This window comes from Amycolatopsis rubida, from assembly GCF_900115345.1.
Classification (GTDB): domain Bacteria; phylum Actinomycetota; class Actinomycetes; order Mycobacteriales; family Pseudonocardiaceae; genus Amycolatopsis; species Amycolatopsis rubida.
In genome coordinates this window covers 211,637-227,022 of sequence record NZ_FOWC01000004.1, presented here as the reverse complement: position 1 = coordinate 227,022, position 15,386 = coordinate 211,637, and the positions used below count along the sequence as shown (strand labels likewise).

The 15,386-nt window shown below is 69.5% G+C and carries 11 protein-coding genes; 6 read left to right on the top strand and 5 right to left on the bottom strand.

Annotated elements, in window-relative coordinates:
- Positions 1-2: 2 nt before the first annotated feature.
- On the bottom strand, positions 3-1,040 hold the full coding sequence (locus tag BM362_RS18670) for a class I mannose-6-phosphate isomerase (RefSeq protein ID WP_093574004.1): 1,038 nt from the start codon (positions 1,038-1,040) through the stop codon (positions 3-5).
- Positions 1,037-2,020, bottom strand: a complete 984-nt coding sequence (locus BM362_RS18665) for a LacI family DNA-binding transcriptional regulator (protein WP_067583404.1) — start codon at positions 2,018-2,020, stop codon at positions 1,037-1,039. Before BM362_RS18665 ends, BM362_RS18670 begins: the two co-directional genes overlap by 4 nt.
- Positions 2,021-2,337: 317 nt before the next feature.
- Here BM362_RS18665 and BM362_RS18660 point away from each other — a divergent pair, with 317 nt between their 5' ends.
- The 3 genes from BM362_RS18660 (at position 2,338) to BM362_RS18650 (ending at position 8,733) form a co-directional block, all read left to right on the top strand.
- Positions 2,338-5,586: a GH92 family glycosyl hydrolase gene (locus BM362_RS18660; RefSeq protein ID WP_093574003.1), complete on the top strand. Its 3,249-nt coding sequence runs from the start codon at positions 2,338-2,340 to the stop codon at positions 5,584-5,586.
- A 75-nt stretch (positions 5,587-5,661) separates the two neighbouring features.
- Positions 5,662-8,049 (top strand): GH92 family glycosyl hydrolase, encoded by a 2,388-nt coding sequence (locus tag BM362_RS18655; RefSeq protein WP_093574002.1) that lies wholly within the window; start codon positions 5,662-5,664, stop codon positions 8,047-8,049.
- 315 nt (positions 8,050-8,364) lie between these two features.
- Positions 8,365-8,733: a DUF3817 domain-containing protein gene (locus tag BM362_RS18650; RefSeq protein WP_067583398.1), complete on the top strand. Its 369-nt coding sequence runs from the start codon at positions 8,365-8,367 to the stop codon at positions 8,731-8,733.
- A gap of 77 nt (positions 8,734-8,810) precedes the next feature.
- Here BM362_RS18650 and BM362_RS18645 read toward each other — a convergent pair whose 3' ends face one another.
- Positions 8,811-9,311 carry a MarR family winged helix-turn-helix transcriptional regulator gene (locus tag BM362_RS18645; RefSeq protein ID WP_067583395.1) on the bottom strand — a complete coding sequence of 167 codons (501 nt, stop codon included), beginning with the start codon at positions 9,309-9,311 and terminating at the stop codon, positions 8,811-8,813.
- A gap of 71 nt (positions 9,312-9,382) precedes the next feature.
- Here BM362_RS18645 and BM362_RS18640 point away from each other — a divergent pair, with 71 nt between their 5' ends.
- A complete protein-coding gene (locus tag BM362_RS18640) occupies positions 9,383-9,688 on the top strand; it encodes a thiamine-binding protein (RefSeq protein ID WP_067583392.1) in 306 nt (101 codons plus the stop codon).
- 1 nt (position 9,689) lies between these two features.
- Here BM362_RS18640 and BM362_RS18635 read toward each other — a convergent pair whose 3' ends face one another.
- Positions 9,690-10,097, bottom strand: coding sequence for a hypothetical protein (locus BM362_RS18635; protein ID WP_067583389.1), 408 nt, complete (start codon positions 10,095-10,097; stop codon positions 9,690-9,692).
- 155 nt (positions 10,098-10,252) lie between these two features.
- On the opposite strand from BM362_RS18635, the gene BM362_RS18630 reads away from it, so the two are divergent.
- Complete coding sequence (locus tag BM362_RS18630; protein WP_208865251.1) at positions 10,253-11,173, top strand: tetratricopeptide repeat protein; 921 nt, start codon at positions 10,253-10,255, stop codon at positions 11,171-11,173.
- 56 nt (positions 11,174-11,229) lie between these two features.
- On the opposite strand, the gene BM362_RS18625 is transcribed toward BM362_RS18630, so the two are convergent.
- Positions 11,230-12,672, bottom strand: a complete 1,443-nt coding sequence (locus BM362_RS18625; protein ID WP_067583385.1) for a neutral zinc metallopeptidase — start codon at positions 12,670-12,672, stop codon at positions 11,230-11,232.
- Positions 12,673-12,800: 128 nt separating this feature from the next.
- On the opposite strand from BM362_RS18625, the gene glgP reads away from it, so the two are divergent.
- The gene (gene glgP / locus BM362_RS18620; protein ID WP_093574001.1) at positions 12,801-15,344 is read left to right on the top strand and encodes an alpha-glucan family phosphorylase; all 2,544 of its coding nucleotides are present in this window, start codon (positions 12,801-12,803) and stop codon (positions 15,342-15,344) included.
- Positions 15,345-15,386 lie beyond the last annotated feature (42 nt).

The following is a 15,386-nucleotide window of genomic DNA, read 5'->3' as shown; positions in this document are numbered from 1 at the left end:
CGCTAACTCCTTTCCGGGGCGGGCGGGCGGCAGCGGATGACGGTGAGCGAGCCGGACAGTTCGGTCTGGCCCGCGGAGAACGGCACCGCGTAGGTGTCGCCCTTGGCCACCGGGAACTCGCCGCCGTGCTCGGTGCGCAAGGTGCCCTCGCCGTCGAGCGCGACGAGCACGCTGAACGACGGGTCGAGGGAGAACACGTCGCCGGACAACTGAATGCGGTCCGCGCGGAAGAACTCCGCCGAGTCCGGCGCGAGCAAGTCCACTGTGGTCGCTTCGTCGCCGGAGGTGTGCTTCACGATCGTCTTGAGCCGGTCGTCGTCCCAGCCGGAGGTGTCGAGCGTTTCGATCGCGGTGTCGAAGCCGATTCCGAGGTGGCCCTTTTCCGGCGAGGCAAGGAAATCACGCCACTCCAGAGTCAGCGAGAAGTCCGTCGGCTGCTGGAGCTCGACCACGAACACGCCCTCGCCGATCGCGTGCGGCAGGCCCGCCGGGATGTAGACCGTGTCACCGGCCCGCACCGGGATGCTGTTGAGCGCGCCCAGCATGCTCGGCGCGTCCTGTTCGCGGGTCCACTCGGCGACGGTTTCCTTGCTCAGCGTCTCCCGGAAACCTGGATACACGCGCGGGTCGTCGCCGTAGGTGCCGACCACGATCCACGCCTCGGTCTTGCCGAAGTGCGAGTCGAAGTGCTTGCGGGCGAAGGAATCCGACGGGTGGAAGTGCACCGGAAGCCGCTGTCCGGCGTCGAGCAGCTTGACCAGCAGGCCGGTCGAGTCGCCGAGCTTGGCGACGTGCGCGGCGCCGAGCCACGCGTCCGCGTCCGCGCTGACCGCGTCGCGCAGCCAGATCCCGCTGGGCAGCTTGGTGAGACCGTTGGTCTCCTGGCCGAACATGGTGGTGACGGAACCGACCCAGTCCTCCGGCCCGAATTTCGAGTCGGTGCCGGTCGCGCCGCGCAGGGCGGCGATGGCGTCGCCGCCCCGATAGAACTGCGGCGGCTGGTTGGCCGGGAGCGCGACCGGTTCGAGATGCTTGGTCACAGGGCGGCCTCACCGGAACCGCGGGCGACTAGGTGCACGGGCAGAACTACCTTTCTCGGGGCGGACTGATCTCCCTGGATGCGGGCGAACAGCAGCTCGGCCGCTGCGTGCCCGAGGGCGCTGACGTCGTGGGCGATCACGGTGACCGGCGGGTCGAGCAGGTCCGCCAGTTCGAAATCGTCGAAGCTCACCAGCGCGGGCCGGTGCTCGGCGTGCGCGAGCGCGCGCAGCAGGTGCACCGCGACCCGGTTGTTTCCCGCGATCACGGCGGTGGCCGGATTCGGCCCGCCGATCAGCTTGCGCACGGCCTGGCCGACGGTTTCCGGTGTCGGCGTCTGCATCGCCACGAGGCTCTCGTCGTAGGAGATCCCGTTGCGCACACAGCCTTCCCGGAACCCGCGGAGCCGTTCGGCGGCGGTGAAGATGTCCGGGCTGTCGCCGAGGAACGCGATCCGGCGGTGGCCGTGCCGCACGAGGTGGCCGACCGCCTCGATGGTGCCGCCGAGGTTGTCCACGAGCACGGTGTCGGCCACGATGTCGCCGGCCGGCCGGTCGAGGAACACCACCGGCGTGCCCGCGCGCATTTCCGGCACGAGATAGCCGTGCTGCAGCCCGGCGGGCACGATCAGCAGCCCGTCCACCCGCCGCGCGCAGAACTCCAGCGACAGTTCGCGTTCGCGGTCGGAATTCTCGCCGGACGACCCGGTCAGCACGTGTCTGCCGAACGACGTCGCGATCCGTTCCACCGCGCGGTTCAGCTCGGAGTAGAAGGGGTTGCCGACGTCCTCGACGACCAGGCCGATGGTGCCGGTGGTCGAGCCGCGGCGCAGGTTGCGGGCGCCGAGGTTCCGGCGGAACCCCAGCTGTTCGATCGCGGCCACCACGCGTTCGGCGGTGTCCGGATGCACCGCGGGCTCGTCGTTGACGACCCGCGACACCGTTTTGATGCTGACGCCGGCCAGCCGGGCCACATCGCTCATCGTGGCCCGCCTGCTGGCGGGGCGGGGAAGCCCGTCCGCGTCCCGGCCCGAGTGAGACAACGTTGTCATAATGCGGGGGATTGGACACCATCCGCCCGCTCTGTGTCAATGGCCGCCGGTTGTCCTTGCCCCAGCCGACGAAGGCGCTGGTGCGGATGGTGGACATCGTTGTCTCGAATCGGACAGGCTCTCACCGCGGTCTTGACGATCCGGTGAGACATTGCCGAAGGTAGCCCGCATCGACGGTGCGCGACAAGGTTGTCATCGATGCCTCGAGGTCGGTGACGGCGGGTTCGCGCCGGACAACTGGAGAGGCGATGGCGATGGCGCGAGCGCGCTGGAGAGCCGGACTGATCTTCCTGACCTCGGCGGTCGTGGCGGCGGTGGCCCCCGCCGCCCCCGCACTGGCCGATCCCGCGGCGGGCGCCGCGAAGACCGCGGACCTGGCGAAGTGGGTGAACCCGTTCGTCGGCACCCGGCCCGGCGGCGCGGACCACGGGACCGGCGGCGGCGCGGGCAACACCTTCCCCGGCGCGGTCGCGCCGTTCGGCATGGTGCAGTGGAGCCCGGACACGAAGAAATCCCAGCCGGGCGGCTATTTCTACGACGACAACACGATCACCGGGTTCAGCCTCACGCACCTTTCCGGCGCGGGCTGCACCACATATCAGGACCTGCCGTTCATGCCCTACGTCGGCGAGATCAGCACGTCGCCCGCGACCGATCCGGGCCGCTACACCTCGACCTTCGACCACAAGAACGAGCACGCGACCGCCGGCGCGTACGACGTCGCCCTCGACAACGGCGCGAAGGTCGAACTGAGCGCGACCCAGCGCACCGGCTCCGGCCGCTTCACCTACCCGGCGGGCGCGGCGTCGACGTTGCTGGTCAACACTTCCGGCTCGATCAACGGCACCGACGACGCGTCGATCAGCATCGGCAAGGACACCATCAGCGGCTGGGCGACCAGCGGCCGGTTCTGCGGCGCGAAGAATTCCTACCGGGTCTACTTCTCGGCGAAGTTCGACACCCCGTTCGAGGCGAGCGGGACGTGGAAGAACGGAGCGGTGACGCCGGGCAAGACCGCGGAGACCGGCGGGGCCAAGGCGAAGGTCGCGCAGCCCAACGGCATCGGCTCCACAATGGCGCGCCCAGCGAAAGCCAAGCCGCAGGACACGACGGTGAGCGGGCCGGGCAGCGGCGGGTACGTGACCTTCCCGAACCTCAACGGCGCGCAGGTCAACGTCCAGGTAGGACTGTCCTTTGTGTCCGTCGACGGGGCGAAGGCGAACCTGAAGGCGGAGAACAACGGCAGGAAGTCGTTCGACCAGGTGGCCGCGTCCGCGCGGAAGGCGTGGAACGACCAGCTCGGCAAGATCCAGGTCAGCGGCGGCAGCGACGCCGACACCACGACGTTCTACACCTCGCTGTACCACTCGCTGGTCCAGCCGAACGTGTTTTCCGATGTGGACGGTCGCTACCCGGGCTTCGACGGCCGGATCCACCAGGCCGAACGCGGCCACGCGGTGTACACCAACATCTCCGGCTGGGACATCTACCGTTCGGAGGTCCCGCTGCTGGCTACGATCGCGCCGAAGCAGACCTCGGACCTCGTGCGCTCGATGATGGCCTTCGCCGAACAAGGCGGTTCGTGGGACCGCTGGACGGTGGCGAACGACTACACCGGCGTGATGAACGGGGACCCGTACCACATCATCATTTCCAGCGCCTACGCGTTCGGCGCGCGTGACTTCGACGCGCAGAAAGCGTTGCTGCTCATGATCAAGGGCGCGACGCAGCCGACGCAGGGCTACACCGAGCGGCCGGGTCTGCAGGACTACCAGCGGCTCGGCTACGTGCCCGGCGCGGCGGCGGACACCTTGGAGTACGCGAGCGCGGACTTCGCCATCGCCCAGTTCGCGAAGCGGCTCGGCGACAGCGCCACGTACACGACGTTCATGAAGCGCGCGCAGAACTGGCAGAACCTCTACAACCCGGGCAGCGGACATCTGCAGCCGCGCAACGCGGACGGTTCGTTCTCCGGGAACTACGACCCGGCCAGCTCGCAGGGCTGGGTCGAGGGCAACGGCGCGCAGTACGACTGGATGGTCCCGTACGACCTCGCCGGTCTCGTGACCGCGTTCGGCGGCACCACCGCCACGCAGTCGCGTTTGGACACCTTCTTCACGAAGCTGAACGCCGGAACCCATGAGCCGTACGCGTTCCTGGGCAACGAGCCGAACTCGAACGCGCCGTACGTGTACTCGTTCGCCGGTGCTCCGGCGAAGACGCAGAACATCGTGCGCCGGGCGATGGACGAGCTGTACAACCCGCGTCCGGAAGGCCTGATCGGCAACGACGACCTCGGGCAGATGTCGTCCTGGTACGTCTGGTCCGCGCTCGGCGTCTACCCGGAGATCCCGGGCCGCGCCGAAACCGTGCTGACCACGCCGCGATTCGCGCACGCCGAGGTGACCACCGGAGCGGGCAAGAAGATCACCGTCAACGCTCCCGGCACCGGTGAGTACACCAGCAGCCTGAAGGTGAACGGCGGTGCGGCCAGCAAGGCGTGGCTGTCGGAGGGGCTGCTCTCGCAGGGCGGCAAGCTGGACTTCACTCGCTCGACGTCCGCGACCGCGTGGGGTTCCGCTCCGGCTGACGCACCGCCGTCGTTCCGCGAACAGGAGAAGCCGAGCCTGTCCTTTGTGGACCCGGCACGCGCGGTGGTGCCCGCTGGCACGACCTCGACCGCCTCGGTGGGCGTGCAGGATCTGTCCGGCACGGCGAAGACCTGGACCTACTCCGCGGGCAGCGCGGACGGCATCACGCTCACGCCCGCGACCGGTTCCGTCCAGGTCCCGGCGGCGGGCAAGGGCCACGCTGAGGTGACGGTGAGCGTTCCGGCGGGCACCTCCGACGGTCCGCGCCGGATCCCGGTCACCTTCTCCTCTCCGGGCCTGGCGGACGTCCAGGCGGTGCTGACCGTCCTGGTGGCGAAGCCGAACAGCTGGCTGGCCACGGTGAACAACACGGGCCTGTCGCCGGACGCGAACTCGGCGGCCGGGAACTTCGACGGCGGCGGCTGGAGCTATTCGACGGACGCGCTGGCCAAGGCCGGTGCCAAGCCAGGCGGCACAGTGTCGAGCGACGGGCTGAACTTCACCTGGCCGTCGTTCCCGGCAGGCGATCCGGACAACGTCGTGGCCGCGGGCCAGACGGTCAACCTGACCGGTTCGGGACGGCTCGCGCTGCTCGGCTCCGCCAGCAACGGCAACGCCCAAGGCACGCTCACCGTCACCTACACCGACGGCAGCAAGTCCACCGCCACCGTCGGGTTCTCCGACTGGACCCTTGGCGGCGGCGGAGCGCAGCCGGCGTTCGGCAACCGGATCGTCCTGTCCACCCCGTACCGCAACTCCGCGGGCGGCGACCCGCAGCAGATCCGCACGATGGTGTTCGCCACCGCGCCGATCACGCTGGACGCGGGCAAAACCGTCGCGAGCGTGACACTGCCGAGCGGCGTCACCGGCGGCTCGATGCACGTGTTCGCCATCGCCGCGGGCTGACCTTCGGTGAGGGGAACCCTGAGGGAATCAGATTCCCTCAGGGTTCCCCTCACGGACTTTTCCCAGAGGAGTTCCATGAGGAGCAGGGTTTTGGCGGGTGCGATGGCGCTCGCTGTCACCGCGGCGGCGCTCACGCCCGTCGCGGCACAAGCGCGACCGGCCGATCCGCTGGACGCGGTGAACACGTTCATCGGCACGCAGGACGAGGGCAACACCTTCCCGGGAGCGTCCGCGCCGTTCGGCATGGTGCAATCCAGCCCGATCACCACGCATTACGCCGGATATCTCTACACCGACACCGCGATCCGCGGCTTCGGCCATTTCTTCCTGTCCGGCGCGGGCTGCTGGGAACAGGGCGGCCTGGTGTCCATGTTGCCCACCACCGGAGACATCGGCCCGGGCGCGGCGTTCGACACCAGCAAACCAGCGACCTTCGACCAAGCCAAGTACGCCGCGCCGTACACGCACGAAGGCGAGGTCGGCAAACCCGGCTACTACAAGGTGCATCTCACTGGCTACGGCGGCATCGACGTCGAAACGACGGCCAGCACCCGCAGCGGCGTTGAACGGTATTCCTTCGACAAATCCGGTCCGGCGAACGTTTTCGTGAACGTCGGGCAGGCCAACGCGAAGGAACCGGTCAGCGGCAGCAGCGTCCGGATCGTCGACGACCACACCATCGCGGGTACTGTCGAATCGCAGGCCTTCTGCGGCGGCAAGCCCTACACCACTTACTTCACCACGAAATTCGACCAGCCGTTCTCCTCCTACGGCACCTGGTCGCCGGACGGCGGCACACCCGGAAGCCGCTCGGCACAAGGCGGTGCGGGCCTGCGCGGCGCGTGGCTGACCTTCCCGAAGGGCGGCCAAGTCACGGCCACCACGTCGATTTCCCAAGTGGACGCTCGCGGCGCGGACACGAACCTCGCCGCCTCGCGCGTCCGCCCGTTCGAGGCCGTGAAGAACGACGTGCAGCGCGCCTGGCGACGCGAACTGTCCAGTGTGGACATCACGGGCGGCAACCCGGACGACCGGACGGTCTTCTACACCTCGCTCTACCACGCCTTCCTGCAACCACTGACCGCGAACGACGCCGACGGCCGGTACTACGGTTTCGACAAGAAGATCCACCGCGCGATCGGCTGGACGTACTACGACTTCTTCTCCCTCTGGGACACCTACCGCTCGCAGAACCAGCTGCTGTCCCTGCTGAAACCGGACCGGGCAAGGGACATCGCGAAGAGCCTCCTCGCCATCCACGACCAAGGTGGCTGGCTCCCGCGCTGGGCGTACGCGAGCCAGGAAACGAACACCATGACGGGCGATCCGGTCACGCCGTTCCTGGTCGACCTGTGGCGGTTCGGCGCGCTGAGCGGCGACGAAATGCACGCCTACCAAGCACTGTTGCAGAACTCCCGCCAGATCCCGCCCGCGTCATCGCCGTTCCAAGGCCGCTCCGGCAACGCGAGCTACCAGGCCGGCGGATTCGTCCAGTACGACCCGGACTTCCCGAAGAAGGGCCAGGACACCGACCCGGCACACGGCGCGTCCGCGACCCTCGAATACGCCCTCGCCGACTGCTCCCTCTCGGTGATGGCCTCCGCGCTCGGCCGCAAGCAAGACGCGAAGCAACTGGCTGCCAAGGGCCGGACGTACTCGACGCTGTGGGATCCGTCCGTGGCCGACCGCGGCTTCACCGGCTACTTCCGTCCGAAGGTCACCGGCGGCAGCTGGTACACCCCAGCCGACGGCCCGTACAGCCCGCAAGGCCAGGACGGCTTCCACGAGGGCACGGCGTGGCAGTACCAGTGGCTGGTGCAGCAGGACGTGCCCGGCCTGGTCGCGAAGATGGGCGGCGCGGCCAACGCGGGCAAACGGCTCGACGACTTCTTCGCCTACGACGACCTCGTGAAGGACCCGGCGAAGACCGCGCACGAGGAGTGGGTCGTCGGCCCGTACGACTATTACAAGCAGTTCCGCTACAACCCCAACAACGAGCCCGATCTGCACTCGCCGTGGATGTACACGCTCACCGGACAGCCGTGGAAGACCTCCGCGGTGGTGCGGGCCGCGCACACGCTGTTCACGAACGCCCCCAACGGCGTCACCGGCAACGACGACCTCGGCACCATGTCCGCCTGGTACGTCTTCAGCGCGCTCGGCCTCTACCCGGCCGTCCCCGGCACCGGCAACTTCGTGCTGAACGCACCGCGGTTCGCCAAGTCCGTGCTGCACCTGTCCAACGGCCGCGACTTCACCATCAACGCGCGCGGCGCGAACGGGGCGCAATTGCAGTACGTCTCCGGGCTGCGTGTCAACGGCACGGCGTCGGACAAAACGTTCGTCAGCCTCGAACAACTGCGCCGCGGGTCCACTCTGGACTTCACCCTGACGGCCGACGCGCCGAAGGCCACGTGGGGAACGTCACGCTCCTCCGCACCGCCTTCTCCTTGTGCCGGTTAGTGATCGCTGTAGGACAGTCGGTGAAGACCGCCTCCCGGATCCTGGGATCGGGAGGCGGTCTTCCCCGTTAACCGGGCATTTCCCGCCCGTTCTCCGCCCCTGCCCGGAATTGGTGCAGACCTTTGCCGCGATCGCTCGTGACCAGAGTCACGGGCCCCGGTGTTCCGGTGAGGCCGGTCACGCCTCACACTGGTCTCATACCCGTTCGACAGTGCTGTTGACGCCAGGCGGTTTCCGTCCGCCTTGGACAGTCGCGTCGGACGAGTTTTTTGTGTGTGCAGTCAGCACGCACCGGGTGACGCACAGGAGGATGTCGTGTCCAGCAAGGCCGCTCTCGTGTTCCGCGTGGCCGCAGTCGCCGAGGCCCTGTCCTGGCTCGGCTTGCTGATCGGGATGTTTCTCAAGTACGTCGTCGACGCGTCTAACGAGGGCGGCGTGCCCGTCCTCGGCATGGTGCACGGCGTCGTCTTCGCCCTGTACGTGATCGTCTCCCTGTCCGTGGCGAAGCCGCTGGGCTGGCGGGGCAAGACCCTGGTGCTGGCGCTGCTCGCGAGCATTCCGCCGCTGTTCACCTGGCTGTTCGAGAAGTGGGCCCTGCGCAATGGCAAGCTCGACGGCCCGCAGCGGCTGACCCACGGCGGCGTCGGGCTCTTCGTGCGCGCCGCGGAGCCGGTCAGCGCCTGACCTTCCGTTATCCCTCGCGCCTCGTGAGTGCTGGTCCCGGTGAGAACCGGGGTTGCCACTCACGAGGCGCGAGTGCGTTACGAGGTGAAATCGCCCGCGGACTTGCGGACCTTGGTGAGCAGTTCGGTCAGCTGCTCCACCTGCCGCCCGGTGAGCCCGGTGAGCCCGAAATCGATGCCGGTGACCGCGGCGGTGGCGGTTTCCCGCAGCGCGCGGCCCTCCTCGGTGATCTCGACGAGCGTGGTGCGCCGGTCGGTGGGGTGCGGCACGCGCTTCACGAGCCCGTCGCGCTCAAGCCGGTCCACTATGTTGGTGACGCTGGTGGGATGCAGCTGCAGCCGTTCGCCCATCACCCGCATCGGCAGCCGCGCGTTGCGGGAGAAGGTGAGCAGCACTAGCGCCTCGTAGCGGGCGAAGGTGAGGCCGTGCGGCTTGAGAGCGCCGTCGACCGCGGACTGGATGATCTGCTGCACCCGCATCACACCGGTGACCGCGGCCATGGTTCCGGCCGGGCCGATCCGGTCTTCCCACAGCTGCGCGGCACGGGCGATCGGATCGAACGGCAGCGGACGGTTCATGGCAACCGAAGCTACCAGCGGGTACCCCGGTCGTGGGGGTCGCCCTGCGAGAACAGGGAAAGGAAGCCGGCATGATCGTCGCGTTCAGCGTGAGCCCCTCGGCGGGGGAACCGGACGGCGGAGTGAGCGAGGCCGTCTCGCGCGCGGTGAAGGTGGTGCGCGAATCGGGGCTGCCGAACTCGACCAGCTCGATGTTCACCGAGATCGAGGGCGAGTGGGACGAAGTCATGGCCGTGGTGAAGAAGGCGGTGGAGGCCGCGGGCGAGGGCTCGGCGCGCGTCGGGCTGGTGCTGAAGGCCGACCTCCGCCCCGGTTACGACACCGGCCAGCTCACCGCCAAGGTCGAGCGCGTGGAAGCGCACCTGCGCGAGGACTGAGCTACGGAATCGGCGGCGTGAACGCGACGGTCCAGCGTCCCTTGGCGCTGGTCACCGCGAGCCGGTAGCTGAACTGCTCGCCTGCCCCGGTTTTCCCGTGCACGATGGCGGTGGTGGGAGCATGCTCGTCCGGCGCGAGCTGCACGGAGATGTCGCGTGCGTTGCCGTCCTTGAGGACGCTGACGTAGTCCTTGGCGAGGTCGTCGCCGCCGGAGCCGGGGACGTCGAAGAGCCCGGCGAGCGCGTCCGCGTCCCGCCCGCTCAGCGCGGCGCTCAGCTCCGTGCGCAGTTCCGGCGGGGACGCCGCGCCGGGCGGGTCCTGGTGCGCGACGGTCACCGTGATGCTGGCGATCCACGCCACCGCGACCACGACGGCGACGGCCACCGTGACGTTGCGCCGGCTGAGCATCCTGCGGCCTCCTCGTTGTCCTCGCGCAGAGCATGCCTCAGGGAAGTGCTCATGCCAAAAGCGAACCTCGGGGCTGCCGCTGAACTGTCGCGGCGAGGCGTGCCAGGATGGAGGGCGTGACACACCCACGCGGATCTGCAGCGAACTCAGCGGCCATGTCCGCCGCGTTGTCCGGCGCGGTCGACCTGTCCGCGCTCAAAGCCAGGGCGGAGGCGTCCCGGAACCAGCCGCCTTCGGGGGCAGGACAGCCGGGCGGCGCGTCCGCCCCTCCGTCGGACACGGTGCTCGAGGTCACCGAGGCGACCTTCCAGTCCGTCGTCGAACTCTCCCTCAACCAGCTCGTGGTCGTCGACCTGTGGGCCGGGTTCTCCGAACAGTGCCAGCAGCTGACCGAGGTGCTGGAGCGGCTGGCGGGCGAGAGCGGCGGCACCTGGGTGCTCGCGAAGGTCGACGTGGAGGCGAACCCGCGCATCGCGCAGGCGTTCGGCGCGCAATCGGTCCCGACCGTGGTCGCGATCGCGGGCGGCCAGCCCGTGGACGCCTTCTCCGGCGCGCTGCCGGAGCCGGAGATCCGCAAGTGGCTGGGCTCGCTGCTCGACGCCCTGCGCGACCGCCTGCCCGGCATCCGCGCGGCCGAAGAAGCCCGCGGCCCGGTCGAAGAACCGGAAGACCCGCGCTTCACCGAGGCCGAGGAAGCCTTCGAGCAGGGCGACTACGCCGCCGCGCAGGCCGCGTACGAGCGCATCCTGGACGCCGAACCGGCCAACGAACTGGCGAAGAACGCGCTGGCCCAGGTCAAGTTCACCGCTCGCGCCGAAGCCGCCGACCCGAGCGCCCGCGAGAAGGCCGAAGCCGACCCGAAGGACATCGGCGCCCAGCTCGCGGCCGCCGACCTGGACATCGCGGACCAGGACGTGGAAGGCGCGTTCCGCCGCCTGGTCGACGTCGTCCGCCGCACCGCCGGGGACGACCGCAACCGCGTCCGCGAACACCTGGTCGCGCTGTTCGAACTCTTCGACCCCGCGGACGAGCGCGTCGCGAAGGCCCGCCGCGACCTGGCGAGCGCGCTGTTCTGAGCTGACAAGAAGGGCCGCACCGGACAGTTCCGGTGCGGCCCTTTTCGCTGTCTGGCTCAGGCGTACAGCTTCGAGCAGGAAGACGACCCTTCGAGGTAGCCGCGGCGCAGCGCCTCGACCCGGTCGAACCCGCTGTCCGGCCGCTCCCCGTTCACGTTCGCCGACACCAGCCCGTCCGGCCGGAGCAGATCCGCGATCGCCTCGTCCAGGTCCCCGGACGACAGCCGCAGCTTCACCTTCCCGGCCGGGTTGTTCGAGAACGCCGCCCAAGCCCCCACGAGGCAAGCCGTCCGCAACCCGGCGTTGGGCGTGTCGATCGACGCCCCCACGCCCTTCTGAACCCCCACCGCATACCGCGACGCCAGCTCGGCGAAAGCGGCGAAGTCGCCCAGCCCGCCCCCGGCCCGGCCAGCCATCTCGGCTTCCTGGTCCACCGGCTCGGCCAGCTTCTCCAGCGCCCGCTGATCGAAAGTCACCGTGTTGTCGTTCGGGCAATAAGACGCGGGCGGGGTGCTGGGCCCGCCGGGACAGCTGCCCGCCCCGGCCCGGAACTGCGGCCCCTGCACCCCAGCCCCCTTGAACGCCTCGTCGAGGCTGGCCTTCAGATCCGCCACCCGCTGCTCGTCGAACCGGGCGTCGCCCTTGCCCTTGTCGTCGCGGTCGAACGGCCGCTCAGTCAACCGCTTCTGCACGTTCTGCGCGTTCATCCCCGCGCATTCCTTCGGCCCCTTCTCGAACCCGGCCTGGAACGCATACGTCCGGTCGAACGCCGTGCCGTGCGCCTGCCGGTCTGTCGCGCTGGTCCCGGCTTGGTCGCGGATGAAGAACATCGCGGCCAGGATCTGGTCCAGCCCCTCCGCGGTCGACACCCGGTAGAACTTGCTCTTGTCCTCGGCGACCCACCGGAAGTACCCGCCGGCGAAACAGTCCGCCTGCTGCTCCTTCACCACGGTCGGCGTCGACTTCGAAATCCCCGCCGCGGCCCCGAGCCGGTACTGGATCGCGTGGCCGAACTCGTGCGCCAGCACGGTCACCACCGACATCGGCCCGAACCGCTTGCGCAGCATCGGCAGCAGCACGCCGCGGTCCCACGCCACCGAATCGTCACCCGCGCAGTAGAACGCGTTCACCAGCTGCTTGACGCTGCCGCACGCGGTGTCCTCGGTGTCGCGCTTCGAGTCGTACGACAGCAGCGATTTGACCGGCTCGAACCGCTTGCCGCCGAACTCCGCGGGCAGCGCCTCGGTCCAGTACGCCTGCACGTCCGCGATCGCGGCGGTGGCGAGCTGGTCGTCCTCGCCGCCGCTGGCGTTGCGCACCCGCAAGTCCGGCCGCGGCGCGCCGGACCGCAGCCCGCTCTCGAAGTGCGTGACCGGCAGCCCGGCGACGTTCCCGGCGCCCGGCGTCGCCGGAGGAGCCTTGTCCCCGCACCCGGCTGTCCCCAGCACGGTCGCCGCGACCAGCGCGACCAGCGCGTACCGGCGTCCCCCTCGGCTCATGTTCCCTCGTTCCCCATCCGCGTCCGACAACGAACCCGGACATTACTGACCCGGATGGCGGAACGCGCGGACAATCCCCGAAGCGGGGTGCGAGCGCGCGCGAAGCGGGCCGGATATCGTCGCTGACCATGCGTGCAGTCCGCCGGTTCACCGTCCGCGCCAGCCTGCCCGAGCCGCTCGCCGGGCTCGGGGCGCTCGCGACCAACCTTCGCTGGACCTGGCATCCGCCGACGCGCGACCTGTTCGCCTCGATGGACGCCGAACTGTTCAACAAGATCCGCGACCCGCTGCGCATGCTCACCGCGCTGCCGCCGGAGCGGCTCGAGAAACTGGCGAAGGACGAGGACTTCCTGAGCCGCACCCGCGAGGCGGCGGCCGGGCTGGAGCGCTACCTGACCGAACCGCGCTGGTACCAGCGGCGCACCGACGACGGCCTGCCGCGAGCGGTCGCGTACTTCTCGATGGAATTCGGGGTCACCGAGGCGCTGCCCAACTACTCCGGCGGCCTCGGCGTGCTCGCCGGCGACCACCTCAAGGCGGCCTCGGACCTCGGCGTCCCGATGGTCGGCGTCGGCCTGCTGTACCGGTCCGGCTACTTCCGCCAGGGCCTGTCGCTGGACGGCTGGCAGGTCGAGCACTACCCGGTGATCGACCCGAACGCCTTCCCGCTGGAGCTGGTCACCGAGGGCGGCCGCCCGGTGCTGGTCGAGGTCGCCATGCCCGGCGGGCGCGACCTGCGCGCGCAGATGTGGCGGGCGCGCGTCGGCCGGATCCCGCTGCTGCTGCTCGACACCGACATCGAGGCCAACGACGAGGACCTCCGCTCGGTCACCGACCGGCTGTACGGCGGCGACGCCGACCACCGCATCCGGCAGGAGATCCTGGCCGGCATCGGCGGATTCCGCGCGGTGCGGAAGTTCTGCGAGCTGACCGGGCATCCGCAGCCGAAGGTGTTCCACACCAACGAGGGCCACGCCGGATTCCTCGGGCTGGAGCGCGCCCGCGAGATCATCCAGTCCGACGGCCTCGCCTTCGACGAGGCATTACCCGCGGTCCGCGCCGGCACCGTGTTCACCACGCACACGCCGGTCAGCGCGGGCATCGACCGCTTCCCGGTCGATCTCGTGCAGCGCTATTTCTCCGACGGCAGGCTCGTCCCGGACGTCGATGTCCGCCGCGTGCTGCAACTCGGCGCGGAGGACAACCCCGGCTTGTTCAACATGGCGCACATGGGACTGCGTCTGGCACAACGTGCAAACGGCGTCTCCGAGCTGCACGGCCGCGTCACGCGCCGGATGTTTTCCCGCCTGTGGCCCGGTTTCGACGACGCCGAGGTGCCGATCGCGTCCATCACCAACGGCGTGCACGGGCCGACCTGGGTGGCGCGCGAGCTGAGCGCGCTGCTCGGCGGCAACCACGAGGAGTTCGGCCACGAAGGCCGCACGCCGGACAGTTCGCTGCGCGACGGCGTCAGCGACCAGCAGCTGTGGGAACTGCGCCGGGAACTGCGGGAGAAGCTGGTCGGCGAGGTCCGGCGGCGGGTGCGGACGGCGTGGATGCAGCGCGGCGCGTCAGCGCTGGAACTGGGCTGGACCGACCGCGTTTTCGACCCGGACGTGCTGACCGTCGGCTTCGCCCGCCGCGTGCCGACGTACAAGCGGCTCACGCTGATGCTGCGCGACCCGGACCGGCTGCGCGCGCTGCTGCTGGACGAGAAGCGGCCGATCCAGATCGTGATCGGCGGCAAATCGCATCCCGCCGACGAGAACGGCAAGCAGCTGATCCAGCAGATCGTGCGGTTCGTCGACGATCCCGAGGTGCGCCACCGCATCGTGTTCCTGCCGGACTACGACATGTCGATGGCCCGCTACCTCTACCGCGGCTGCGACGTGTGGCTGAACAACCCCGTGCGGACGCTGGAGGCGTGCGGCACGTCGGGCATGAAGTCGGCGCTCAACGGCGGCCTGAACCTGTCCATCAAGGACGGCTGGTGGGACGAGTGCTACGACGGCTCCAACGGCTGGGCCATCCCCACCGCGGACGGCGTCACCGACCCGCTCCGCCGCGACGACCTCGAAGCCGCGGCACTGTATGACCTGCTCGGCCAGCAGATCGCGCCGCTCTACTACGACACCGGCGAGGACGGAGTGCCGACCGGCTGGCTCGCGATGGTCTGGCACACGCTCGAAACGCTGGGCCCGCGCGTGCAGGCGTCGCGAATGGTCCGCGAGTACGTGGATTCCGGCTACCTGCCCGCGTCGAGGATGGTCGCCGCCGCCACCGGCAACGGCCACCAGGGCGCGCTTTCGCTGGCCGACTACCGGACCAAACTGGACGTCGCGTGGCCGCGCGTGCGGATCTTCGACGCCGAACTCCAGTACGACCACACCGAACGCCTCGTGGTGGGCACCGAGGTCACCATCCGCGCCCGGATCGACCTGGCCGGACTCGAACCGTCCGAAGTGGACATCCAAGCCGTGGTGGGCCAGGTCGGCGACGGGGACGAACTCGCGGACGCGGTGCAGGTCCCGATGCCGCCGGACGGAATCGGCGCGTTCGCCGCGACCCTGCGCCTCCCGCGAGCGGGTTCGGTCGGCTACACGGTGCGGGTGCTGCCGAAACACCCGCTGCTGGCCAGCCCGGCGGAGCTGGCCCGAGTCGTGCTCGCTTGATCACCCCAACGGCAGAGTGAGGTTGTCCCCCCGGCCGGGCGC